The organism is Microbulbifer maximicatervae (SeqCode), assembly GCF_052467305.1.
The window spans coordinates 1850417-1876033 of record NZ_CP174306.1 but is presented as its reverse complement, the minus strand read 5'-3'; the positions used below and the strand labels follow the sequence as shown (position 1 = coordinate 1876033).

The window sequence follows — 25617 nt, the reverse complement described above, 5'->3', positions numbered from 1 at the left end:
ATGGCGCCATTTTTTATTGCTTGAGAACGCATATTTTCATGCACTTAATCCAAGGCACAGCCAGCTGGCCTCCCTAGAATTTGTACTGCGCGCTCAATGCGAAAGTCTGCCCAACCTCCTCTTCAAAAACGGTGACACCCTGCCTCTCAATTTCAATGGCTTCACCCAAAAGGTTCTGCACTTTCGCCTTCACCGTCACCTCATCAGTTGGATACCAGAAGTAAGTCAAATCCAGAGAGTGGAATGGCTGCTCAAATGAATCGGGATGAGGATCTCGCCCCGCTTTGTAAAGGCGCTCACCAAATACGTTGTAAACCAAGCTGGCAGAATGGTTCCCGTCCGGGCTGTCAAAACCGAGCAGCATATTAACCACATAATCAGAAGCCCCTGTCATTTCGCGGACTGCATTAGTCGGTGCATCAGCCTCATCACCGGCAACAATTTCCGAGTCTTGAAGCGTAATATTGCCCTGCAGGAAGAAGCTATCCATTGGGTCAGAGATAAAGCCAAGGCTTTTCATACCCTCTATTTCTATACCGGTAATCTCACCAGACTCAGCATTTATAATCTCTCGCGCAACATTGTCATCACTTGAGGCAGCTTCAAAAAACTCAATAGGATTAACAATATCCTTATAGAAAGCCGAAATAGTCAGGCTATCGCCGCTATCAAAAAACCACTCTGCGCGAATATCGTAGTTGTCGATCTCCGACGGCCGAACACTCGAATTCCCCCTGATCTGATCATCAGTGTGCGGATCTATATAAATAGCGTCGGTAATTTCACGTAAGTCGGGCCGAACAGCGGTCTTGGATGCACCGAATCTCAACTGGAATGTCTCCGCCCAAAATGACCCCATATAGGTCAAGGATAATGAAGGATAAATATCATCATCCGTATATACCGCTTCAGCCAACTCCTCGGGGTCATTCGTAATCTGTGGTTCACTTTGCGAGAAACTATAGGGGTTCCACTCTAAAGCAGCTTGACTATAGTCCTCCCATCGGGCCCCAGCTGAAATACGCCAGGTTTCCTCAAGAGTCCAATCGAATTTACCGTAGATCGCATCTGTCGAAGTAGCGGCCAAATAACTTTGCTTGTTACTACCAGACTTGGCAAAAACAAAATTATTCTCATCATCGGTAATATTGGTATCACTGAACACATCACCCAGAGGGTCATCAAGAATTGCGCTATCAGCAACACTGAAGATATCCAATCCGAACTCGGTTTGCTTATAGGAGCGACCTTTCTCAATCCGAGCAAATCCTCCACTCAACTCCAGCGTGGACGAGGAAAATTCAATAGGCAATGTTGCAGACCAACCGTAGTTTCGAACCTCATCCTCCAGCTCAGTAAATCGGAAGCTAGCGCTCCGCGAAGCAATATCCACTGTTGAACTGAGAACTTCACCTGTTTCCGGATCGGTTTCGGTACTCGCAATAACCTCAACTTGGTTAGGGATATCTGTCATCGCCGTTGAATCGGAGTAGAACCAGTCAACCACCAAATCCTCAGGCACCCAACTTAGGGAGCTGACGGACAGCAGGCCTTTTGTTTCTGGACCAAGAGAGTGACTTCCCTTTATTTGATGAAGCACCAGCTCCCGCTCTTCATACTTCAGGTCATAATTTCTCGATCCAGCGCCATCAGACAATAGACGATTTGAGTCAAAGTAATCCCTGATTGAAGTCTCATCGTCCGTATTCCTCAAATACAAACTGATACTCTCAACCGAATGCTCGTCCGCAAAACGTATACCGAGATTTAAATTACCGCTGATATCTATGGAGTAGGTAGACTCTGTTCGGCGATCAATTTGCTCCCGTGGATTGCCGTAGTCACGGATAGTGCGTTCACTCTCCCTCCACTTGCTCTTGTAAGAACCTCCAGCCAAGAAACCGAGCTCCCAGCCTTCCCCAAAATAGAAACGGTTGCCCACATTAGCCTTGTAGTCCTGATCAGGATCGCTAGACTCCTCTTTGATCGAGATATCGCGATTCAATCCCAAGGCCAACTCTCTGTTTAGCGCTTGAGCCGCCCTCTCCGCCTCCTGATTACTGGAATACTCATTGCCTTCAGCAATCAGGGTGTCGCGGATACCCGCAACATTAAGATTGCCCTTGAAGCGTTGCAAGGCAGCAGAAATCTCCTTCGACATCGCCCTGGTACCATCATCGGTACCCCAAGAATCATCACCTCCACCGCTATAGCTGAGCACATCACCACTGACTTCACTATTGGTACCCGTACCAACTTCGATAGAGTAGGTCAGATCATCAGGTATCCCCTTGGTGCGGATATCGACATTGCCACCACCAAACGAGGCAGACTTATCAACTGAGTAGCTCTTCTGTACCGCTAGCGATTCCACGATAGAGGTCGGGAATAGATCTAGTGGGATGACATTTCTGGTCAGATCCGGGGATGGCACCGTCGAACCATTGAGAGTTGTACTTGAATATCGCTCACCCAAGCCCCTTACGTAAACGAACTTGTCACTTACCAGGGATAATCCGGATACTCGTCGCAGCGCTGCGGCTACGGTAGAGTCCCCCACCCTGCTGATCATCTCAGCCCCGAGGATATCCGTAACTACCTCCCCCTCCAGGCGCTCGCTGATTAGGACTTCAGCAGAGTCCTTCAGCCGCCCCTGGACTACAACCTCTTCAATCCCAGGAGTGGCACTATCAACCAGTTCAGCATCCTGTGCATAAACACTAGCTGTCAAAGTAGAGCCCGCAGCTATCGCTAAAACAAGCGGCGCCCTTTGAAATTTTTCATACTTAGCCATCGAACCGGCCTCTTTTCGTTCCAAAGAATCGCGGTCTGAAATCAAAGAAGGCGCCGACTCCATCAGCGAAGGCGGCGCCTTATTTGATTGGGATTAGCCCCCCAACCGCTACCTCGACCTATTATTCAAACCAGAGAGGTTGAGCTCGGTCACCCTGGTGAAGGCCGTAGGTCCAGCCGTGGGTCCAATCGGTACCATCCTGCTCAAGCGCACCCAAATAGGCACGACCCAGTTCGGCAGAAACCGTAGGTGCAACGCCATCGATCACTTGAGCAGATGCATCAACTGTGAACATTGCAGGGGAACCGCCGAGCAAAACAAAGTCAGTATCGGCATTAGAGGTTGGATTAACTTCACCGGAGATAGTGGCAAATTGATTTCCACTATCGACGGCCCAAATCTCTACGTTGAAGCCAGCATCATCTGTTTTAGTGCGATCTTCACAGGCAAAAATGTTGGAAGTCAGAGCCACCTCAGTTCCAGCAGATGCTTCGCCGCGAGTTTGAGAGCTCTCAATACGCAGACAGTAGTTATCGCCGGCCACGCCAGTCTCATCAGCAAAGAAGGAGGCCACAACTATAGAGTTAGTGATCATTGGATAAATACCCTCGCGCAGGCGCCAGCCTGCACCGGGGTCGTGAGTACCCTCTTCTTGAGCGGAAACAATACAGGTCAGCCCGTCAATTACTGGTCGACTGTTGAGACCCTGGCTGATCAAGGTGGAATAATCAGCTCCATCACTATATGAACCGATGCCATCGGCCTCTATACAGTGATTGCCGTCAGTCTCACTTTGAATCACCAAAGCATTGGTAATACTTCCACGATAACCTTCATCAATATCAATGGAGTCATCGCGAACGTAGAGTGCAACATAATTTTCGACATCTACAGCGCCACCGAAGAACTCGATACCGTCATCGTAAGTTGAGTATGTTTGAAGGTTACGGATCGTTGTGCCATTACCTACAGCATCAAAAGCAATTCCGTTCAACTCATCACCACTAGCAACTTCTGCGCCAGTGTGTTTGACAACAACGTACAAAAGCTCTCCCGAGTTATCGGCATTGTTGTCACCGCCGTAGTAGGAAGTATTGTCATCAGTGGATCCTTCAGCAGCTACGTGACACTCGCCATCAAGAGTCAGATCACCACCACCAATAGAACCTGTATATTGGCATTTGTTCGTTACACCAAAGCCATTAATAACCATTCCACCCCACTGTGAAACATCCTCCGGACCTACAGTGCCAAGAACATCAGTTTCTGACGTAAAAGTGATGGGAGATGTTTCTGTACCGCGAGCAAAGACTTGCGATCCACGGTTTACAACCATAAATGCTGAATTATCTTTAAAAGCGATAGTGGCGCCCGCCTCAATTTCCAGTTTTACGCCGTCACCACCCTCAGAAATACCGGCTGCTGCCAGGTCAGAATCGCTGGAGTAACTTTCTCCAACAAACAAACTGCCGCTAAAGACATGAGCTCCATTGCTATCCAGCGCAGTGAGATATAAATCTTCAGTTAATGGGTTTGCAGCAGAAACAAAATCAGTTGCGTAATAGCAGTTACCACCGCTAAATTCACCTTGTACACTTGAACTTTCTATAGTGGCACATGGATTTTCATCAGTGGAACCTCCGCCAGGATTTGTCACTGAATTATCTACCGAGTTGTCCACCGAGTTATCTACTGTTTCCGGCTCGATACTCACACCGCCACCGTCACAACCCGCTAATAGCGCAGCAATCGCAGCTGCCAGTAAGAGCTTATTCTGTACTCGCTTCATGTTTCCCCCTATAGGAATTTCAATCCAAAACTTTAATTGCTTCAACTCCGCCATTTTTAAAAAAAATAAATGACAACAACCAAGCAAATAAAAACTATATTTTTTGTTTCGCCGTAGCGATTTGGACGGAGGGAAGTTTAGAAATACACTGTTGCGGATTTGTTACTTATTTAGATATTTCCGTAAATTATCGAATTAATATTCGATTCCTTTCAGAACAAATACACTTATATTTCCATAAGATTTCAAACACTATTTTTTTAATAGAAATGAAATACAGCAACACCACAAATAAATAGTACGGACATGTATGTTCCCGGGCTATTTTCCGGACTCAGGCAAGCACCGGCGCAATCAAGTATAAACCCCATAGTGCTAATCAAAATAAAGAAGTGATAGTGGCATCCACTAAACAGTTTGATACCAAAGATATAAATAAGGAAAGTTCGTCGAGAGAGTAAGGTCAGGTGCTATAGAGTCAAGCAAATACTTTCTAAACTCGAACAGTGAAGAGCAAGGCTATAAATTAAAGCCCCAGCTACAAATCAGCGCTGAGGCGCGAGGAATCCGCCAGCAGGAACCTGGAGCTATCTAATTGCAAGAACCCAGCAGGAAATCTTTTCCGTCACTTTGCACAAAAAGCTTATCGGTATCGCGACCCCCTTCAAGCGCCCAGTCTACCAACTGGTAAAAAACATCACGGGAAACGCGAGCCTGTAACCCCCCTCGAATCTCCAGATAAGGGATTGGCTGCGGCGGAGCACCAAAGTCTCTCAGTTGCCACTGCCCCTCTTCCGACAGCTCAACAACGTCGCCCACATTTGTGGTGAAAAGTAGCTGCTGATGAGTACTTCCGGGGTTGCGGGCCACCTGAGTAATTACAAATGGAACATCCTCCACTATGATTCGCAGCTTTTCGACAGGGGTGACAAGGAAGTATTCATCCCCCTCACGCTTCAAAATGCTGGCAAACAATTTCACAAGAGGGTGACGACGAATCTCTGTTCCCTCGTGGATCCAACGGCCATCAGATTTGATGACCATATCCATGTCCCCACAAAGCTCTGGGTTCCACCTTTCTACAGGTGGATGCCCATGAAATTCAGCCTGTAATTTTTGCAGCTGCTGGAACAGGGGCTCAGCCAAGGGCGGACCCCGCAGAATCGCTGTGATGGCTTGTCTGGCTTCCCTCTGGCGTTTTGCGAGAGGACATATCACCGATATGCACACCCACATCCATAATAAACTCCATCAAACCTTCCCTGTCCTCTATTACATTGGCAAAAGACTTGGAGTGATAAAGCTCTACCGCCCCTTGCACAAGCGCCCAGTATGTTGAGTAATAGAAGTATGCAGGAACGTTCTTCAGCATGCCCTGCTCCATACGGCGCTCAAAGACCCGATTGAGAGAGGTGGCATTGGAATTACGAATATTGTGGAGCTCCGCAATCATTTCTGGAGCCAGGTTCAACGCGATAATCTTCTCCTCCAGGCGCTGGAAGAGTCTATCTTTGCCAGGATCGGCCATACGAGATTCAAAATAGGCGCGGGCTGGAGCGGTGATATCACCTTGCTCGGCCAAGGCTACAGCGGTCTTGAGACGTTCAGCGAGGGATTTTTCATAATCCATCAGCAAACGCATGTAGATTTCTGTCTTGGAAATGAAGTGCTTGTAAATCGTGCCCTTACCGATATCCACACGCTCGGCAATCTGTTCGACCGTGACTTTCTCTTCACCGTGCTCCAACAGAAGCTCCAGAGCCGCATCCAGGATACGCTGCTCCCGCGCGCGGAACCGCTGAACCTTCTCTTTTGCCTTATCCATACTTCCGACCTTCTTTGCCCGTAAAAATGGGGACTGAAATTGACTATTCATTCATGAATGATAGGCAATTCAAGTCGGTTGGAAAAGTAAATCGGGGAATTAGACTGCCTAATATTAAAAATATTAGGCCATTTTGCTCAAAATTTACCCAAAATGAGCCAATTTTAAGCTGAGAGCAGACCTTTTATTTTAGCATGTGGTGACGCTTGGCGAGCCCAAGCATTGCACATAACACAGAAAATTCGACGATTGAGTGATTGCGGGGTAGTCCATTACCCCAATACTTCCGAATGAAATCAAGAACTACACCAGAACACAAGAAGCCACTATTAAACGGACTTCAGCTTTAGCTCCAACAGAGGCGCGACTACATCGTTGTCCTGCGTGCGTATCCAGAGCATTTCCTCCTCTGAGTAGAGCTCTGCAACAATCGCATTAGCTAATTCACAATCATGAGAAATCAAATGCTGCGCCAACCACTCTGCAGCAAAAGTACGTTTTTTGCCGAGCGTACCCTGTGAACGCTTGTACAGGTTTTTTACTGCCTTGCGCGCATACTCTACTGAGGCGATTCCCGGAGTCGCTTCAACCATCTTGCGATGCAACTTTTTGCTTTTCTGTTCGATGATATAAGGAAGCACTTGGCCAGAAACATAGTCGTGGGCGACCGATCCTTTACAAGGACAGCTATACGACTTCCTGTTTTCATAGATTTTTTTCAGAGCATTGAGGTGATTATTGGTCTTGTATGCGGATCGGGCCGCCAAACCAGCGTAACCAATGGACAATGCTGTTCCAGCAACAACCAAACCAATACCCGTCGCAGAAGTCGCAGCCGCTGCACCGGTAGCCAGGCCGGTTAGTGTGGCACCTGTAGCCGTCTGTGCACCCCACACCCCATAATAAGCAGCAGAGCCAACCCCTCCAGCCACAGCCTTTGCGGTACGGTGTCGACTGACAACCTTGCCGAAATTCAGTGGTGGACGTATATCAATATTGTTGTGTGGCACCTGTGGTATCTCCTACTTCTCTTATTCAATCTTTGTTGGATAACTGTAAACAAATTAGTCCAACTGTCCCAACAACTATTGGCGCTTTATACCACAGAAATAAGTAAGAATTCGACAAGTCGCAATAGTCAATAGCACAGAGTTTCAACTTGACTGAGAAAATCAGTAGCTAGTGTATGGAAAAGAGCTGGATAGCTATACGAGGTGGCACCTGTGACCAAAATGGGCCTAACGTTCAAAATATGAATGGGGTTAAAGGGATTTGCTGTTATTATCCTTTTGATTAAGAGCGCCAAGCTCCCCATCTGCAAACTCTGTTAAGTGGAATAGGTAACGGGCAAAATCCCTTATGTTGGAAAAATTAGGTAAGTTATTGGATGTTGAAGAGCTGGATCGAAATCTCTTCCGCAGTCGTCATCACGTTGAAAATTATCGTAAAGTGCTTTTTGGCGGGCAAGTTCTGGGCCAGGCACTGATGGCAGCAACTCGTACCGTTGAGCATCGCCTACCCCATTCCCTGCACGCCTACTTCCTCCGCCCTGGCTCTAGTGAGCTGCCGGTGATCTACGAAGTAGACCCAATCCGCGATGGAGGTAGCTTTACCACTCGTCGCGTAGTCGCCAAGCAGCGCGGGCGCGCGATCTTCAATATGTCCGCCTCCTTCCAAATTCGGGAACCCGGATTTGACCACCAGGCCGACCTGCCTTGTGTCGAGATTCCCTCTCCTGAGAGCCTGAAAAACACCCAGGAGCTGGCCCTGGAAGCTGGATTGGTTAGCCCGCAGTACGATCAGCGGCGCTATATGATCGATTTTCGTCCGGTAGACCCGCAAAGCTACTTTGGTGCTGAAACTCGCGAAGCCAAATGCATGTTCTGGCTGCGGGCAGAGGGCGAGATGTCGGATGACCCGATGGAGCACCGGGCAGCACTTTGCTATGCATCCGATATGGGGCTCCTGGGTACCTCCCTACAGCCGCACGACATATCCTTATTCGACCCCCAATTGATGCCCGCGAGCGTTGACCACGCGATGTGGTTCCACCGCGATTTCCGCCTGGATCAATGGCTTCTCTATGTAACGGATAGCCCTTCGGCAACCGGCGCCAGAGGCTTTACCCGCGGCCAGATTTTCACCCGCGATGGAACGCTGGTAGCCTCTACCTGCCAAGAGGGACTGATTCGACAAATAAAAAATTAAATCAGAGGTTTACAGCAGAAAAATTGCTGCTATAGTGCCGCCCCTTCGCAAATGATGCGAAACAAAAAACGGTGAGTAGCGCAGCCTGGTAGCGCACTTCGTTCGGGACGAAGGGGTCGGAGGTTCGAATCCTCTCTCACCGACCAGATTTTCAAAGCCCGCTTTTAGCGGGCTTTTTTGTGCCTGAACTCTTTAGCTTGAGCTGACGATAAGCCGTTCAGATTACCCCTCACTTTCCCCCAGTGCATCGCACCAGGAACAGTACAAGCAACGCCTACATGTTTACCTTGCCGGGCTTAATGCGGAAGCGCATTACAAAAGTTAAAAGCGATGGGGACAAATAAAGAATTAGCTTCAGAAGTACCGAAGAGGCACGAGGCTTTGAGCATGGCTGGCTTAGCTATTTACACCGATAAACAACTAAGAGATAACACCCTCAAGGCAGCTGTGTAATTGCCCGTGTAAACCTTTAAAGTAAAAGCGCTACCAGGAATGAAATCATAAACACGAAAAAGCCCGCAGAAGCGGGCTTTTTCTTTTTGTATGGTCGGTGAGAGAGGATTCGAACCTCCGACCCCTTCGTCCCGAACGAAGTGCGCTACCAGGCTGCGCTACTCACCGAGGCCGCGAATACTACTCATCCATTTTTCAAAGATCAAGTAATTTTTGGCGCGAATGTCATCATAGGTCATTTTGCCGACAGAACCGGTCTTTGAGTTGTCCTCAAAGGCAGTCTAATCCGCATTATAGCTGGACCTCCCCGGCTCCAAGCGCCTCTTTCTACACTGGAGATTCAAGCTTTACGGTTGCTAGCAATAGCCCCAACCTCCGACATATCCATTTAGTCTGTCAACTAACAACCAATCCCTTGTTCTCCCTGGGGTCGAACACTTTCCACCAATCTAGCCACTCTTTGAAACCCTCTTCACGTATACGGCAAACTGTGGTCGCCAAAAAAATACCGATATTATTTCTATCCACTTTCTTGTATTTACGTATCTTCAACGACTATCAAGTACTTTTAGTTTTGAGAGCACACGTATAAAAAAATGCAAAACTCTCCACAGAGGATGCAAGAGTTTGGAGCAGAAAAAACCAAGAAGGGCAAACAGCGCGAGGCAATAGCAAATTACATTGAAAAGCTACTAGATATCGTTTTTTGATGTTTTGATTAAGTAGACCTCTACATAAAAGCGAACTGAAAAGCTCGTTAAGCTGCTTTTCCAAGACATCGATATAAACAGTTACCTTTAAATTCCAGTTCGCTATTTACGGATATTTCTACAAGTGCCGCTATTTTTCACCGGGCACCCGAGGGGGTTTTTCCCGAGCCCTAACACCAACACAAGGGAGCAGTACCCTGCACGCCACAAGAATATTAACCACTCATTTAAGTAGCAAATCCCGAGTAAGACTTTATTTTTTAAAAAATATTCCTTTTGGGAAAATTACAAAATTTTAAGAAAAATGGTGACTACAATTGCACCCCCATTACCTTTTTGTTTCCCGCTCCATTTTTTTTCAATCTTTCCCTGTGCTTCTGAAAAGCTTCTCTATACTCAGATCAGCCGGCTGAGTGTCCGTCGCAAGATGCAACAACTCGAAAGCTCATTACCGATTTATTATCAGCAGGCTGATCCTAAAAACGGGGCTCTATCAAGCTCCAAAATTCTCACCCGTAAACCATGAAATAACCTGGGCGATAGCCCCCTATCGTCATTGGTCTACTCGAGGAGTACGTTCATGTACCAACCATATGCATATGCTCAAGGGATCTTTGGACAACCACAAAACTATGCCGTACCTCCGATTAATCCGGTCGTCGGACTCACTCCCCACCAGCCATACCTACCGCTTCAACAGTTAGCACCACAAGGATTGCTGGGAGAGTTTATTAGCCGTGCAGCCCCGGTAGTTGGTGGCATTGTCGGTGGACCACAAGGTCAATTGATCAATGCACTCGGCGGATTGGGCCAAGTACTGCCCTTCCAGGCCGCACCGCAGCTTCCACAACAGTTAGCGCCCCACATTCCTCAGCAGCTTGCTCCACAAATTCCACCTCAATTCGCTCATCAGTTTGCCCCCCAAAACTATCTCAGCGAATTGATAAATCGCGCGGCCCCAGTTTTGGCCAATTACATCAATAACCCTCAGGCACAGCTAATCAATGCAGCCGCCCAACTAGGGCAGCTCTTACCCTATCAAGCCGCCCCGCAACTGCCACCGCAAGGTCTCCTCGGTGAGTTGATTAGTCGTGCCGCACCTGCTCTTGGCAGCTACATTGGCGTGCCTCAACAAGGTCAACTCCTTAACAACTTGGCGCGCCTCAACCACCTGCTGCCCTATCAGGCCGCACCGCAATTCACGCCACACCTCGTTCCTCAGACCTACATCGGCCAACCGGTAAATCAACTGGCACCTGTGGCCCCGGAGCAGTATGGATCGGTTCCCCCGCAGGCTTTTGCACCACTGAGCCAACCGGTGCCATTCCAGGCTTTCCCGCAACCACCTCAGCAACCCCTCCAGAATTTGAGTGGCATCGGGCAGCCACTGCCCTATCAGGCAATGCCGCAACCCAACTCAGCCTTTCAGCAACAGGCTTATCTGCACTAAAAATGCAAAAAAAAGGGGCTTCAGGCCCCTTTTCCTGGGGGTGGGTTCGACCCTGCCCTATTTTGGATGGCGCAGTCACAATGAGAAGAAAATGAAGAAGTTTGAGCAATATGTAGCCGTACCCAATCGTAAGCTATCAGCTAGCACACTGGAGCTAGAGGAGCTGGTGAAGGAAGCTTCAAATTGCCCCGATGTTAAGGACGTTACTTTGCGCAAAAGCAACGTCACCCTTGTGGCTACACCCGATGCCGTCGACGACCTAAGAAAGAAATTGAGAGGCAAAGTAATTATTGATCCGGATCAACCTGTCCACCCTCTCAATTGAGATTGAAACCCACTCGATTCACCACTTTCAGACGTTTCACACGCGTACTAAATCAGTACCGCACTGAAAGCGAAGGAACATGAACATGACTGAATCCCGACAAGAAAAGGCCGCAGGAGAACCTTCGGTCGAGGTTGCAGAGAAAGTCGAGTTACTTATTTCACCCCGCCGCAGCCTGATGGCTAAATCCATGGGCGTGCAGCCATTGAGCTCGGGCTCAATGCACCATGTGATTTCCACTATTGCCAGGCAGGCAGGTTGTGAGGTACTGCGTGAAATACGCCCCGGCAGAAAACTAAAAACGCTGTCCTCAGCCGATGAGGCCACCAATATTTACAAAGTCCGTATGGATGTGGATGCTGCTGCGGCACTTTACCAGACCACTCCACCAAACGTCGCCGTTGAACTGGACTCACTTCTCTCTTACGGGCAAGCGAGTTATTCACCGACCTTTTCCGCAGTTTTTGCCCAGCAACCCGGACTATTGCGCGAATACCATGTCCAGGCTCAGCAGGTGCACTTCCGCGTTATCGGCGCAAAAGGTGAGCCCATACGCGACGCGCAAATAATTGTTGAAAGCGCGGGCTTTCCCCAGGAGGGGGTCACTAACAATAAAGGGGAAGTTGCGCTCAGTATTTTTGCGCAAAGCGGCGGCGCTCAAGTGAAATCACTTCTGATCCGTCCCGCCAAAGATTTCTGGAACAAATATATTCGCAGCCCTTCCCTGTCGCTCACCGATGTGAACCTGGTGAAACTCCAACCCCTAAGCGAAGCCATACCCAACTTCCCCAATGATGCTTCCTATGGCTGGGGGCAAAAGTACATGGGCCTGGACCAGCTACCCGATGAATACACAGGCAAAGGTATCAAAATCGCAATCATCGATTCCGGTGCGGACAATAAGCATCCGATACTGAGCCATTTAAAGAATGGTATCGATGTCACCAATAATTACGATACCGATAGCTGGGCAGAAGATATCGTCGGCCATGGAACCCACTGCGCGGGAATTATTACAGGCCAACCCTCTGGCTCCGAAGCAATACGCGGATTTGCTCCTGAAGCCGAAATCTATGTATTCAAAGTTTTCCCCGGCGGGCAATTTAGTAGCTTGATTGATGCACTCTCACATTGCATAGAGCTCGGCGTTGATGTGGTGAATATGAGCCTGGGCAGCTCTGATTCATCAGAGGCTGTTGAGCAGCAAATCGAGGAAGCGGTCCAACATGGTATCGCCTGTATAGTTGCCGCAGGCAACAATGGCGGGGCAGTCCAGTATCCAGCCAGATCCCCAAATGCTATGGCTGTAGGCGCTCTTGGAATGCTAAATGAATTCCCCAAAGATTCCTGGGAAGCGCAAACAGTAATACCCTCAACAGCATCAGCCGACGGTCTATTTGTTCCTAGGTTTAGCGCTTTCGGCCAGGAAATTTCTGTTGCCGCACCTGGTGTGGGTATCATTTCGTCTGTGCCTGACAAAGGCTTCGATGTTCAGTCAGGTACATCAATGGCCGCGCCGCATATTACCGGTTTGGCAGCACTACTACTTGCCCACCATCCATTATTTAAAGGTGCGCTCCGGCAGAAAGATGTATCCAGAGTGACCGCCTTATTCCAACTGATCCAATCCTTGGCCGCACCAATGCCCCTCGGGGCAGAGAGAGTTGGCGCAGGTGTTCCCAAGCTTTTCGGTATCAACTCAGCTTTTGAGTCCGCCAAAGAGCAAGCAAGGGCCGCGGGTACTCATGCCGCAACCGCGCAAGGCCCCTCCCCAGCCACTCCATACTCTGGGTTTACTATGAGTCCGTTACAGGGCTACCCCCCTCAAGCTACACCCAGTTGGCAGGGGCAGTTTGTGCCGGGAGGCTATTACCCTTCCGAAATAGCCGCGGTTAACCCCCAGCAACCAATGGTAAGCAGTTTTCCAGATGGATTTGCCCTGAGCGCCTACGGTATGCAGTTCGTTGATCCCCGCGCAATCAGATATTGGTAGCTCTGTCGCCATCATTAGTTAGACTGCAAAAGACCCTTCAAGACCGCAGCTATGCTGCGGTCTTGTTCTTCGTAGCGCTCAATTCCCACTTAGTCGGCATGCCTGCCCACTAACCCAGCCCTCTCAAAAGATGTTTGTGACGGCCCACCCATTTCTATCTTCTTGTTTACTTATACGGAAGATGCTTACTAGTATGTGCCACTATATGATAACGACTTTTTAAGTGTATTCTTTTTAAGTGGTGCATATCTGAAAACCAATCCAATGAAACCTGGCGGCACAAAACTGTCACCTCATAACTGGCTAGCTTGTGACCAGTTTGCTTGAAGATGACACAAGGGCACCTGTAGGCTTAGATACTGTCGAAACGACTAATTGTTGGATTTCCCGCTGAAGAAATGATGCTTAAACGATTACTAACACTGCCGCTATTACTCGCCACTCTATCCCCTGCTGTTCAGGCTTATGAGATTCTTTACAGTGCAGAGATCTCACCCAACTCCAAGCTGGCTGAGGTGGAAATGGCGCTCAGCGGTGATGATATGCCAAGTAAGCTCGTACTAAACTTGCGCTCTGGCCGCTATCAGGACCTGGAAAGTGACACCCCCCTAAAGATCGAGGGCGACAAAGCAACCTGGCACCCCGAAGGAAAGAACCCCTCGCTCAAGTACCGCTTTGTCATAGACAACCAGCGTAGCAACGGTGGCTACGACTCACGGATCACCAAAGACTGGGCAATTCTCCGCAGCGATAAATTGATTGCACCGGTATCGGCAACCAGCCGTGGCCGCTCTACCGCCCGCCTTAAGCTGGAACTTCCTGACCAATGGTATTCGGCCCTACCCTACCCTGAGATCGAAGATAACCTATACGAGTTATCTGACCCCAAGCGTAAATTTGTAAGACCCAAGGGCTGGATGATTGTAGGGAAAATTGGCAGTCGGCAGGATATGATTGCCGGCACTGAAACCCGTGTTGCAGGCCCTAAAAATGAGAATATTCGGCGGCAAGACATCCTTGCCTTCCTAAATTGGAACCTGCCAGAGCTCAAGAAAATCTTCCCCCTCTTCCCTGATCATCTATTGATCGTAACCGCTGACGACCCCATGTGGCGCGGCGGACTGTCGGGGACACGCTCTCTATATATGCATGCTGATCGGCCATTGATCAGCGGCAACCGCACCAGTAGCATGATCCACGAGTTAGTTCATGTGGGCACGGGAATTCACGGCGACGATGAGAGCGATTGGATTGTAGAGGGACTGGCTGAGTTTTACTCACTGGAGATTTTAAGGCGAACTGGTGGCATCAGTGAAACCCGCTATCAGGAAGCTATGGATAAACTGATTAAATGGGGTAAGAAGGCTCCTTCACTATTAGTCGAACGCTCGTCCGGCCCCATTACCGCCCGTGCGGCCGGGGTAATGCAGCAACTGGATAAAGAGATTCGCGAGGCCAGCAATGGCAAGGCAAGTATTGATGACGTCGCACGAGAACTGGCTCGAACACGCGGTGAAGTGACTCTGGAGAGGTTTAGATCCCTGTCTGAGAAAGCAGCCGGTAGACCCGTGGATGCATTAGCCACAGAAAACCTGACAGGCCCGGACGAAAGGCTCCTGTAAATAGCAGACAAAAAAAAGCCCTGACGACGGGGGGGGAGAGCGTCAGGGCCAAGACCATTAGGAGTGAAACTTGGAGGATTTCATCCTTGCTTCCGGGTGGCAGCCATGTGAGCCACCCTACCAGCATTACTAAACACGTTGGGGGAGATGTGTTAGCCAGATAAAGACAGTATCGAACACAGGTCACAGATTGCCAGCACACCTGAAGATTAATTTAGAACAAATGGAAATAGGTTCTTGAGCACCAGTGCTAAAAGTTATTACAGCCCTCCCCCATCATCAGAAGGTAACTTTTCCTACTTTTTTTCACTTGTTTGCAACATTGATGAAAACAATGCTTGACTAATCCTCTAGAGTCCCTAAAATGGCGCCCACTTACACAGCGAAACGCACGTAAGTATAAGAAAACGCTAGGATTTTTCAGATTTATCAGATAGAATTCTCAGCGTTCTTTTCCGCCAAAGGCGGATAAAAAAGGCTAGGTGGCAGAGTGGTCATGCAGCGGACTGCAACTCCGTGTACGCCGGTTCGATTCCGACCCTAGCCTCCATTTTCCTCTTCATTGCAGTATCCTGTTGAATGCAATGAAAGTGAGAATGAAGGGCAACTATTAAACATCGCCCTCTCTCGCAAAGGATCTGCCCGGGTGGTGGAATTGGTAGACACAGGAGACTTAAAATCTCCCGGCTTCACGGCCGTGCCGGTTCAAGTCCGGCCCCGGGCACCAATCAGATCTTTGAAATCAATAAGTTACATTCCTTTTGGTGCAAATTTGGTGCACTGATTTTTATCTCCCTCAAGCGATACAAATCTAGTTAGAAATTTTTTCCTGAGTGAAGAAAATAGAGCCTCCCTACCCCTGACACTGATCGCACCTAAACCGGGCGATGATTCCTCACAGATACTTTAACCACCCCTTCAACTAACAACTCCTGCCCTTCCCATACCGGTATCGGCTTGTATTTGCCATTGGGGACAACAGCCGGCCTCGCTTAAGATCCAAGATTTTACATGTTAGCTGGCCATCCAGAGCGACCACAAGAGCGTCACCATTCATAGGTGTCAGTGAGCGATCGGCAATGAGCACATCACGGTCAAAGATGCCCACCACTTGCATAGAGCCACCATTAGCCCTAGCCATAAATCTCGGGGGAGCATTAGTTATTAAATGCTCATCAAGGCTTTGCGGTTACTCTTTATAGTCAACTGCCGGAGAATGAAAACCGCAGCTAATGCCACTACTGTATAGAGAGAGTAGTTTCATGGTTAAGCGCACACTGTATTTTCATACAGCATGTGTAAGTAGGTACTAGTCAGGCAAGAGGAGCGCGTTGCGAGCGGCCCCCTGTGCCTTTACAAAACACTACCTCAACAGCTCGCGAAGCTGCTCCTGCCTTTCAGCAAGAGCATTCAGCTCATCCACCAAAGAGCTAACTACCCCATCCAGATTGTTGGCTTGCACTTTAAGAATGTCCCTAATTTTTGCCAGCATTACCCACTCAGTTAAGTGCCAAACAAGCAACACCTTGTATAATTTTGTTCTTGAGGCACCTGGCCTTCGCAGGCTTGAAAATCAATCGATTTCGTTCAAAATGCCCCGCATCTAAAGAAGAAACACACTAAAAATAGTTTATAGCTACTGTAAGGGGAGTCTCTTGGAGTCCAAATCCACGAGAGAAATCTATCTGGAAGCCTGTAGCACTATTGCGAAGACACTAGAAGCAGATGGATTTAAGTATGCAAAGAGCAAGCAGAAACTAACCAAAAAAATGGTGATACCACTCTGAAATTATTTTTTAGCTCCAGCATGTACAACATGAAGGGGCGAAAGGTAGAAGTTGGCCTAGGCGCTTGTATCTATTCAAAAGCGTTAAGCAAGTGGAGGTTAGGACAGCCCCAATGCAGAGATCAAAATACCATATGGAGTGATTTGGTAATTTCACCAGGAATAAAACAAATTACAAAAGGGAAAGCTACCAATTATTGGAATATTGCTGACTCTAGCTCGAGAGACTCTGTCATTGACAGCATAATTGACACCATAAGGTCGGCAGTAATCTCCTTTTTTGAAAACTTTGAAGACCCAGAAAACATAAAGAAAAGTCTGAGAGAAGGCACATTTAATGGTTGCCACGGCGACCCCTATCAACCCATTGAGTACGCTTTATGCTTCTTAAATGAGGATATTGTAAAAGAATATGCAATCAGTTACTTGAAGCAGACGATGAAGGCCAGCCGTGTTGTAGAAGGGTTAGATGATTTTATAGAAGTCTATTTAACAATGAAAAACTCTGGTATAGAAAATTATAATCCCCGTTCCGGGTGGGCTCATTTAATCGCATATTATGACTTGAAATTTGGGTGGGGCAATATCGCAAAGACTGTCTCAGACCAAGAATCAACTATACATTCAGAATAAAGAGCCCGAGGAGTTTAGCCTTTTAATCAGTCATGGAATCACACGGTTAAACTCCCCCACGATGGTACCGAATTGACGCCTTCATCACCCCCTCCACAATCAGCTCCTGCCCTTCCCAGATAGGTATCGGCCTGTAATTGCCATTGGCCGACAATAGCCGGCCTCGCTTCAAGTCCAAGATTTTGCACGTCAGCTGACCAACCAGGGCGACCACCACATCACCATTCATAGGTGTCAGCGAGCGATCGACAATGAGCACATCACGGTCAAAGATACCTAAGCCCTGCATAAAGTCTCCATTAGCTCTGGCCATGAATGTAGCCGGAGGACTGGTTATTAAATGTTCATCAAGACTGAGAGGCTGCTCTTTGTGGTCATCTGCTGGGGAGGGGAAGCCACAGCTGACGCCGCTCCTGTATAAAGGGGATAGTTTCATAGCTTGTTACTTGAACAGTTCTTTGGGCTGGGCCTGCTTCTCGTTCAGGGTGTTCAGCTCATCTACAAGGGCATTGGTTGCCGCATCCAGATTGTTAACCTGCACCTTCAGCATGTCCCTAAGCTTCGGGTCGGCAGTGTCTGCGGTCATATCAATAGTGTTCAGGCAAGCGCGAATCTCGGCTTCAACCTCTATGAATGTCATGGTCCAACACCTTCTTTCCGTCGACACAGAGGCAATCTACCAAAATACTGTATACATATACAGCGCTGATGACAAAAAGAAGACTGCGCCCACATTGGCGGGCTTAGGTAGTCAGGATATACAGGAGATGGCGGGTGCCCGAGTTGCACCCTGGAAGGTTGGTAGAAACTGGGAGGGTGCGGTTTATTCGTCCAAGAGTGCCAGAATCTGGGCTGATTCCTGCTCTAAGAACGCCAGCCCATACTTCTCCACTATCGCCATAAATCTCTGTACATAGATAGCTTGTACCGGCTCATAGGGTGGCATCCACTCATCGGGGCTTTTATCACCCTTGCTTTGGTTCCGGCCATCATCGACCAGCCATAGATTCTCAGGGTCTTCCGCAAACTGTCGTTTTAGCTCCACAGTCCAGTTGGCACCACCGTGCCCATGTGCCCAAGACAGCGGCACTATATGTTCAACATCCAGGTCAGATGCCAGATTGAAAAATTGACCAGTGTACGGGTCCAGCCAGAGGCCCGTGTCTACCGTGCACTGCTTGTCATTGGTGGAGGTTACTGGAGCCAGGGAGAACTGAACCAGTAGCTCATGACGTGTGCTCTGGCAGTCTCTATCAGTGTCGGACCATCTTGGCAGCCATTCGTGGCGGTCGTATTCGTTCGTATTGGCTACAATCAGACAGAGCGATGGATAGGATAAGGCGCATGACGACCCCTCAATATGCTTTTAAGGGATCGTACTAGAGATAAATAAGCCGGACAAATACAGTGAGGTACACTGAGATTTACTTTTCAGACAAAAAAACCCAAATAATTATGGCCGCAGATAACAGGCCTAAGGGAATTCTAATTAGCCCATTCAATTGCTCCATCCCTCTCAAGAACCTCGATTTCTTGCCAGAGTCACTTGTAAGCAGGAAACCCAAATACCAAACAAGCAAATTGAGAAATAAAACTATAACCAATAAGAAGCCTGAGGTAATCCCAAATAAGCCCCGCTGCCACCAAACTAAGTCATCAGTCGATAGAAATGTGAACCACTGACCAAGCAATATCCCGAACGTAAGACAGCCAATTGCATAGGTGTTTATCAATATTTGTCTTGAAACCAATGAGGGAGTGGAAAACTGGGGAAACATAGCAGCCACCGAAAAAGAAAGGAAGCCGAAGGCTCCGATTGCATTCCAAAGATTCGGGCCAATAGCTTCGTTAATTGCTGCTTGATAAAATTCGACTTCTGGATAATACCTATTTGCCCAAAGGACAAATAGAAAGGCTGGAACCGTCCAGGCAAGGAATATAATAATCGCCCCTCTTATGCTATCACCGGGAACAAAGTCACTTTCTTCAAAATGATGAAATTTTTGAACTATATAATCTCTCACTTCCCCTCCTTGGGTAGCGCCCACACTTGTGATAAGTAACATCCTTCCTTGATCAAACCTAACGCAACACCATGCCACAAGCAACTGAAAACAGGGAAAGGTGAATCAGAAGCTCCTTGTTTTATGCCGGTCGCCATCAGTATTAGGCCAGCGGGGAAGCCTCTGCTGGCGGTCGTGGACCTCTGACTCGGCTTCGGCTTCGGCTTCGTTGCAGCCACTAAGAACGGCGATTAAGGGAATCAATGTAAATTAACGCAAGTAAATTCTTGGCATCAAAGGCTACCGTAAATTTTCATAACAACCTTAACAAACCATTTATTCGCTAACACACTTCGCCCACAGAGGTAAGACGATAATTTCTCTTGTCTGCTGCCATTTTCAAGTAAAAACTTCTCTCATATGGATTACCATTAGTGCTTTCGCATTTTAAGGTTAGCTTTAATTTTTCTGGAAGTTTTCCGCTAACTGATGTAGTCGACCTCACTCCAAATTCCCTATCTGCATTTAAGTACGCAATGACTGGAGCCGATCTAATTTCTTCTAAAACAGGATCGGAAATAACAGATACTTCTTTGGCTGGCTTACCCGAATTTATAAACCTATATTCAAAGATAAGATTACCATCAAACCTATCTATCATTTTCGCCCACTTTAATGAAAAGTCAGGCAGATTTTCTTTTCTTGATTTTTCCTGCTCAATTTCTATAGACCTTAACTCTGCTTTAGCTTGCTCCTGAGTTGCTTTGACCAGTTCTTTATGCTGATCTACTGAATTTTTTAATTCTTCTGCTTGCAGCTCAAGCGCTCTTGTATTCTGCTGCAATTCATTTTGTTGCTGGATATAGCCAAGAATCAACCAAAAAAGCATCAACGGGCCAAAAACTCCAGCAAAAAAAATCACCTAACTCATTCAAAGGCATCGTTGCCAAATCAGGAAGGCTACTCCACCTCAACGTAAAAATTGCAGCGATATATACAATAGTTACGAACATACCAATTTTTGTCACCACCCTTCCCTTCAAGTTAGCATTTTTCAGACAATAAATTACGGCATTATGAGATCAACTTCCACAAAAGAATATGGTCAAACTTATCCAGAAGGGCAATCCCCTCAAATTTTTATTTATTTTCAACATGATTTTTTACTCCATAGCTAATTAGCTTGGTTATTCCAATGGTCCCCATCCAAAGCCTTCAACATCTGTCCAACCAACCCCGCCGGATCCGAGCTGGTACTCCCCGTAATCCGCGGCGAAATCGCCGGCCGGTTCGCCATCTGCCAGCCGCTGCCGTTGATATTCAACATTCACCCCAGCCCTACCGCTATAAGTTATTCAACCGCTCGGGATCGCCATAGCCGCAATAGAACTATGCACGGCTAGGCGGTTCGCTACTTCACCAATACAGTCAGAAACAAGGCCGGCTGCTTCATCGACCACACTGACCGGTTACTCCGCATCTGTAGTGAGTGTTTTCGTTGTCACGTAGACCTTATCCATCGGATCTCCGGCGGCATCAGTCTGAACGCTGTTCTGGTCATCAATTACGGTAATCACGCACTTAAGTACGGCTACCGCTTGGGCTTCAGCGCTTGCCGGCTCAGTCTTCTACGTAACTGAAGCCCGTACAATCGTGCCGGCGCTATGGCCATCGTCGATGGTGTAGGCAAACTGCCAGGCCTCTAGGTCCGGCATGGCTTTCGGGGAAAAGCAGGGCATTAGCACCCTCCTTTATGGTTTGATAACACCGTTGTGGGTTGCAATAATCAACTCAGGCTTGCGTCCAGCGAAGAATATGCGATTGCCGAAGTCAGGCTTTAGTGCTCGCCTCACACCAATTCTGTGGAGCTGTGAGATCGTAGATATTTGTGGGGAGCCCTCGCACAGTACATAAGCAGGTTTATCTAGCATGTCAGGGGTGATCCATCTGGTAGGTCCATTGGGGTGGACTCTGACTGCCATATCTCGGCACCTTCAGGTGTGTGTAGGCTGTAGCACTCTTCCTTCCCTTCACTCATTGCGCGGAGTGGAAATTCTCCGCGCTCGCCGGTTCGAACATCAATACAATCAACTAAATCGCCTAGTTGCAGATCCCGCACAAAGCGACCATCTGGCAACACTGTGTCATAGTCAACACAGTACGGTAGATCGGGGATTGTGGTATCCCCGCCATCGGCCGGAGTGGTGATAGCCCCTACTTGCCGTCTATCATCACCGGCAGATAGCTGCCAAATTTCAGTGGTTGCGTAGTAGGTGACACCCCCACCCGTATAAAATGGGTCATCCACGTAAACGTAATATCTAGTCGAGAAATTGAGCCCGGTGATAGAACCAGAATTATAACTGCGAGCAAACCGTCCATATTGGATCGTGTGTGCCGCTATAGATATCTTTGCCGAAGAACCATTATCCGAAGCTGACAACACATCACTACTAGTCGGTAAGCTAGCAATGGAGCTGATGTTTGTGGTAACTCCAGTTGGTTCTGGACGATCTTTCTGATTTTGAGGTTATGGGCAAATGCCGAGCCGGTTTGTCCCTCGTCAGCATTTATCTGGATATACCCTTTCGCCATTGCCCAACCAGCAGGGACAATTATCAAGGCTTCTACAAATCCATAGCCTTGGTTAGGGGTTCGCGAGATAAACCCACCCTTCAGCCAAACTCGATTAGTGCTGATGGCAATACCGGTTCCAAACTCGGAAATGTCGGAATAATGTAAACCAATATTGACATTTCCTCCGGTGCTCGAGCCTGTGTAAATATCGGCGGAGATATAGAAGCGATCACGCTCCTTTACAGGAAACCAATATCTCGCATAGCTGCCACGGTCGGAAACCTTTAAAACTTTCATCCCCTCGGGGAGGTAGGGGTAATCTGCGGTATTGGTAAAAACCTCTCCCTTGCTCCAATACAGCTCATCATCGGAGAAATCACCTTGGACCAAGTTATCGCCGGAGGCGAGTTTCGCGATCTTATCACCTGTCGCCTCAGCCACGACTATGGCTTGGTCGGCAACAGCCCTCAGTAATGCACTCTTAGCACTACCCACTGCCGTCCAGCGAGTATTCCAAGTCCCTCGCGCTATGGGTGTGGTATTTTCTAAATCACCCCAAGGCGGGTCCAAGTCTTCTAGATAGCTGGTCAGTAAATTGAGATTAGCGATATAGTTATTTTTTTCAGTAGTAATACTAAACCTATCTGCTTGAGCCTTGATATCCGCCTGCTCCGCAATCAGTTCGTTGTATTTACGAATCTCCCCCACCTTTTCAGAGGGGTGCAACTTACCATCTGCGGATATATCGAGAGTCTCTTGCAGAGCGATAGCTGCGGGCAAGAATTCTCTGCCTTTTTAAGGTGGATCGTATTGGATGATGATGACCTAAAACCAAACTTCGAACATCATATTCCGACATTAAGCTACCAACAAGAAGAAGCGACCTTAAGTTAAGCATTTGGCCTTCAATCTCACACTCGCTTTGCGGCCTCGCTAAACTCGACTGCAAAGCGAGTCCTAACTCAGTTAAGGGCAAGGCATCCTATTTCGGGAAATCCAGTATCCGAGCCAACTTTTCCGGAAAGGAGAATTTGAGACAATACATCTCCCCTATCACCATAAACCACAGAATCTAGATAGCTTAGAGGGGCGGATAAGATGACATTCACTCGTCAGCGGCTCTTTCATCTTAACTTTAATTCCGACCATTATTGGACGACCAGAGGTTCTTAGCGGTACCTCCATGCCTGTACACCCAAAAGCACAGAAAAAAGAATCAAGCCTACATCCTCAATTGCCAATGTATGCCATACGCTCATTTAACTACCCTAAACTAGAAATGAAATAAACCGACCAAGCAAGAATAAAAAAACCGGCTTGGGGGCCGGTTCAAGAAAGGATGGTTGCTGCATGAAAACCAAAGCAGCTGTAAATATATTACCCGTCATACTAGAGAGCTGTCAACATATACAGCTGTATAAATATACAGTTTTAGATGACATGTACGCCAATTTGAGAATCAGGCTTTACAGCATTTAGTTTCGAGCGTTTCCGTTCTTTTGATCGCTGCTTAAAGAGGGGCATATCACTTCCCTAATTGAGTACTCAAGTTTAGCCAAAATCCTTGCAAATCTATATTTCTACAATGAAATGTGTGTGTTGGTTTCAATTAAAAGAGATCAGTCCACTCAACACAACGCTGAAGCTCGATTGGCTTAGGGAGGGAATAGCGCACCCGAATAGCAGCGCTACCGAGTCAGTCACTCCAGAGTACTATTGTTCAATAATCCAGCAATGTTGAAAGTGGCACTCAGGTAAGCAATGGGATTGAGCTGCTCATAATACGAGAAAACTCTCGTATTCATCACTGTCACCAATGCGTACAAATTAGATACAAATTGCAGGTATAATCACCGCCCAATATACCCTTTAGCACCTTAATTCAATTAGCTCGCTCCAGCAGGTTATACTCAACTAAAGCGAAGGTGGTTACTCATAAGCTCCAATACACACTTGCTCCAGAAACCCATCTAAGTTTTTTGAGGTAATCACCAAGAACAAAAAATGATCGACCGCAAGATACACCGGCCCCAGCTTTTATGAAAAACTTACAAAAAAAGATTCCAATGAAGATAAAGACATCACCTATAAATGCATTAATTTCTGCACTTTTCACTATTACGCTTTCCAGTTTCAGCTATGCAAAGGACGCTGAGCAGGTTAAATTCCTGAACCCAACAGGATCAGTCTCAAAGCTACCATTTTCAGAGGCTGTAAAAGTTGGCAACCAGCTATTTCTTTCTGGCCAAATAGGGCTTTCACCGGAGACTAAGCGGTTAGCCCAAGGGGGATTCGCTGCGGAGACCAAACAGACTCTAGACAACATAAAGCAAACTCTGGAGCGCTACGACTACGAAATGAAAGATGTTGTTAAATGCACGGTCATTTTAACAGATATCAAGAATTTCCCTGAATTCAACAACATCTACCAGAAAGCTTTTGCCTCCCCCTACCCTGCAAGGACTACCTTTGCAGTGGAGTCCCTAGCGCTGGACGCCCAAATTGAAATTGAGTGCATCGCTGCCAAGTAGTCAATATTAAAACTGGGAGTGCCAGACTAATCCCCCTAATTGACTCATCAGGACTTTTACTGCAGTCTAAATTCTCTAGTATACGTTTGCACTTAAACTCAACGCACAGGGTCGCCTAAGCGACCCTGTGATACCTAGACAATAAAACAACCCTGCTTACTTATCTAAAAGTTGAAATCATCCAGCTTCCACCAGCAGTGCCCATCGCCAGGTATACCAAAGCCAGCTGATGTAATTCGGCCTTAAAGCGGTTGTATCCATTAAATACAAAGGAACCAAAATTGGGGTCAAAAAGTCTCCAGGTATTACCATTCTGTACTTGAATTGCAATTGCATGGCCGCTATTGGGGCCCAGGAATCCTATCAATGCAAAGCCTTGATTAAGGCGGGCCATCCCCTGCCGTATCCATCGCAAAAATGTGGAAAAAGGCTCAAATGGGTTCAACTGATGCCCACGGGCGATGCAGTGCTCGGTATACCCATCTGTCCGACAAATCGTCCTTAACCCTGACGATATACCCATCACATTTCCCTGGATCTGCTGCTGCGCGGAAATTGCCCTTTGCATTGTATAGATAGGCTGCCCAAAGGTGGTGGTCGACCCGCCAACAGCCCTTAAAAACATACCCGGAGTTGCTCTGTTAAGGGCGTTTCCAATTCCCGTATTATGGTAACGCTGTTGCAGTCCTGCCTGGAGGTGCATATTTATATGACCGCCGGGTTGCAAGCCGAGCCTCACCCACATGTAGGATAATGCGTAACAAACTCCGCGCCTTACGTCATTGTGGACACCGGGTTGGATGTAATTTGCTTGATCCAATAGAAATTCTGTTTCTGTTAGATTCGGATTGAACATGGAGGTCTCCCTATTCTTTATAGATAGTGGACTTTTGCCTATCCGCGGTATCGCGGCCCATG

The 25617-nt window shown here is 47.7% G+C and carries 22 protein-coding genes and 4 tRNA genes; 10 read left to right on the top strand and 16 right to left on the bottom strand.

Annotated features, from left to right (window positions below):
- Positions 1-73: 73 nt before the first annotated feature.
- The 5 genes from ACJJI4_RS08410 to ACJJI4_RS08390 all read right to left on the bottom strand — a co-directional run bounded on the left by ACJJI4_RS08410 (position 74) and on the right by ACJJI4_RS08390 (position 7418).
- Positions 74-2794, bottom strand: coding sequence for a TonB-dependent receptor domain-containing protein (locus ACJJI4_RS08410; protein WP_444927722.1), 2721 nt, complete (start codon positions 2792-2794; stop codon positions 74-76).
- Between the two features lie 121 nt (positions 2795-2915).
- On the bottom strand, positions 2916-4583 hold the full coding sequence (locus ACJJI4_RS08405) for a beta-helix domain-containing protein (protein ID WP_444927721.1): 1668 nt from the start codon (positions 4581-4583) through the stop codon (positions 2916-2918).
- Positions 4584-5174: 591 nt separating this feature from the next.
- Entirely contained in the window at positions 5175-5729 is a 555-nt protein-coding gene (locus ACJJI4_RS08400) for a DUF1285 domain-containing protein (protein ID WP_444927720.1), read from the bottom strand.
- Positions 5722-6408 carry a TetR/AcrR family transcriptional regulator gene (locus tag ACJJI4_RS08395; protein WP_282932697.1) on the bottom strand — a complete coding sequence of 229 codons (687 nt, stop codon included), beginning with the start codon at positions 6406-6408 and terminating at the stop codon, positions 5722-5724. Before ACJJI4_RS08395 ends, ACJJI4_RS08400 begins: the two co-directional genes overlap by 8 nt.
- Before the next feature lie 329 nt (positions 6409-6737).
- The gene (locus ACJJI4_RS08390; RefSeq protein ID WP_413665686.1) at positions 6738-7418 is read right to left on the bottom strand and encodes a hypothetical protein; all 681 of its coding nucleotides are present in this window, start codon (positions 7416-7418) and stop codon (positions 6738-6740) included.
- 349 nt (positions 7419-7767) lie between these two features.
- Between ACJJI4_RS08390 and ACJJI4_RS08385 the strand changes: the two genes are divergently transcribed.
- Positions 7768-8616, top strand: a complete 849-nt coding sequence (locus ACJJI4_RS08385) for an acyl-CoA thioesterase (RefSeq protein ID WP_282932695.1) — start codon at positions 7768-7770, stop codon at positions 8614-8616.
- A gap of 69 nt (positions 8617-8685) precedes the next feature.
- Positions 8686-8762: transfer RNA gene (locus tag ACJJI4_RS08380), tRNA-Pro, on the top strand.
- A gap of 398 nt (positions 8763-9160) precedes the next feature.
- On the opposite strand, the gene ACJJI4_RS08375 is transcribed toward ACJJI4_RS08380, so the two are convergent.
- Positions 9161-9237: transfer RNA gene (locus ACJJI4_RS08375), tRNA-Pro, on the bottom strand.
- Positions 9238-10359: 1122 nt separating this feature from the next.
- On the opposite strand from ACJJI4_RS08375, the gene ACJJI4_RS08370 reads away from it, so the two are divergent.
- The 6 genes from ACJJI4_RS08370 to ACJJI4_RS08345 all read left to right on the top strand — a co-directional run bounded on the left by ACJJI4_RS08370 (position 10360) and on the right by ACJJI4_RS08345 (position 15896).
- Positions 10360-11229 carry a hypothetical protein gene (locus ACJJI4_RS08370; RefSeq protein WP_444927719.1) on the top strand — a complete coding sequence of 290 codons (870 nt, stop codon included), beginning with the start codon at positions 10360-10362 and terminating at the stop codon, positions 11227-11229.
- Between the two features lie 91 nt (positions 11230-11320).
- On the top strand, positions 11321-11554 hold the full coding sequence (locus ACJJI4_RS08365; RefSeq protein ID WP_444927718.1) for a hypothetical protein: 234 nt from the start codon (positions 11321-11323) through the stop codon (positions 11552-11554).
- A gap of 85 nt (positions 11555-11639) precedes the next feature.
- On the top strand, positions 11640-13547 hold the full coding sequence (locus ACJJI4_RS08360; RefSeq protein ID WP_444927717.1) for a S8 family serine peptidase: 1908 nt from the start codon (positions 11640-11642) through the stop codon (positions 13545-13547).
- A 398-nt stretch (positions 13548-13945) separates the two neighbouring features.
- Positions 13946-15169 carry a hypothetical protein gene (locus ACJJI4_RS08355; RefSeq protein ID WP_444927716.1) on the top strand — a complete coding sequence of 408 codons (1224 nt, stop codon included), beginning with the start codon at positions 13946-13948 and terminating at the stop codon, positions 15167-15169.
- 476 nt (positions 15170-15645) lie between these two features.
- Positions 15646-15719 (top strand) — tRNA-Cys (locus tag ACJJI4_RS08350).
- A 90-nt stretch (positions 15720-15809) separates the two neighbouring features.
- A tRNA-Leu gene (locus tag ACJJI4_RS08345) sits at positions 15810-15896 on the top strand.
- 195 nt (positions 15897-16091) lie between these two features.
- Here ACJJI4_RS08345 and ACJJI4_RS08340 read toward each other — a convergent pair.
- Both ACJJI4_RS08340 and ACJJI4_RS08335 read right to left on the bottom strand, forming a co-directional pair.
- A complete protein-coding gene (locus ACJJI4_RS08340; protein WP_444927715.1) occupies positions 16092-16310 on the bottom strand; it encodes a S24 family peptidase in 219 nt (72 codons plus the stop codon).
- 222 nt (positions 16311-16532) lie between these two features.
- Positions 16533-16661, bottom strand: coding sequence for a hypothetical protein (locus tag ACJJI4_RS08335; RefSeq protein WP_444927714.1), 129 nt, complete (start codon positions 16659-16661; stop codon positions 16533-16535).
- A gap of 324 nt (positions 16662-16985) precedes the next feature.
- On the opposite strand from ACJJI4_RS08335, the gene ACJJI4_RS08330 reads away from it, so the two are divergent.
- Positions 16986-17588 (top strand): hypothetical protein, encoded by a 603-nt coding sequence (locus ACJJI4_RS08330; RefSeq protein WP_444927713.1) that lies wholly within the window; start codon positions 16986-16988, stop codon positions 17586-17588.
- 46 nt (positions 17589-17634) lie between these two features.
- On the opposite strand, the gene ACJJI4_RS08325 is transcribed toward ACJJI4_RS08330, so the two are convergent.
- The 7 genes from ACJJI4_RS08325 to ACJJI4_RS08295 form a co-directional block, all read right to left on the bottom strand.
- A complete protein-coding gene (locus tag ACJJI4_RS08325; protein ID WP_444927712.1) occupies positions 17635-18024 on the bottom strand; it encodes a LexA family protein in 390 nt (129 codons plus the stop codon).
- A gap of 6 nt (positions 18025-18030) precedes the next feature.
- Complete coding sequence (locus ACJJI4_RS08320; RefSeq protein WP_444927711.1) at positions 18031-18228, bottom strand: hypothetical protein; 198 nt, start codon at positions 18226-18228, stop codon at positions 18031-18033.
- A gap of 183 nt (positions 18229-18411) precedes the next feature.
- Positions 18412-18738 (bottom strand): HNH endonuclease family protein, encoded by a 327-nt coding sequence (locus tag ACJJI4_RS08315; protein ID WP_444928222.1) that lies wholly within the window; start codon positions 18736-18738, stop codon positions 18412-18414.
- A gap of 274 nt (positions 18739-19012) precedes the next feature.
- On the bottom strand, positions 19013-19612 hold the full coding sequence (locus ACJJI4_RS08310) for a hypothetical protein (protein WP_444927710.1): 600 nt from the start codon (positions 19610-19612) through the stop codon (positions 19013-19015).
- Positions 19613-19934: 322 nt separating this feature from the next.
- The gene (locus ACJJI4_RS08305) at positions 19935-20513 is read right to left on the bottom strand and encodes a PilN family protein (protein WP_444927709.1); all 579 of its coding nucleotides are present in this window, start codon (positions 20511-20513) and stop codon (positions 19935-19937) included.
- Positions 20514-21515: 1002 nt separating this feature from the next.
- Complete coding sequence (locus ACJJI4_RS08300) at positions 21516-21899, bottom strand: hypothetical protein (RefSeq protein WP_444927708.1); 384 nt, start codon at positions 21897-21899, stop codon at positions 21516-21518.
- 92 nt (positions 21900-21991) lie between these two features.
- Positions 21992-22948, bottom strand: a complete 957-nt coding sequence (locus ACJJI4_RS08295; protein WP_444927707.1) for a hypothetical protein — start codon at positions 22946-22948, stop codon at positions 21992-21994.
- Between the two features lie 1259 nt (positions 22949-24207).
- On the opposite strand from ACJJI4_RS08295, the gene ACJJI4_RS08290 reads away from it, so the two are divergent.
- On the top strand, positions 24208-24699 hold the full coding sequence (locus ACJJI4_RS08290; protein ID WP_444927706.1) for a RidA family protein: 492 nt from the start codon (positions 24208-24210) through the stop codon (positions 24697-24699).
- Positions 24700-24859: 160 nt separating this feature from the next.
- On the opposite strand, the gene ACJJI4_RS08285 is transcribed toward ACJJI4_RS08290, so the two are convergent.
- Entirely contained in the window at positions 24860-25555 is a 696-nt protein-coding gene (locus tag ACJJI4_RS08285; RefSeq protein WP_444927705.1) for a YopT-type cysteine protease domain-containing protein, read from the bottom strand.
- Positions 25556-25617 lie beyond the last annotated feature (62 nt).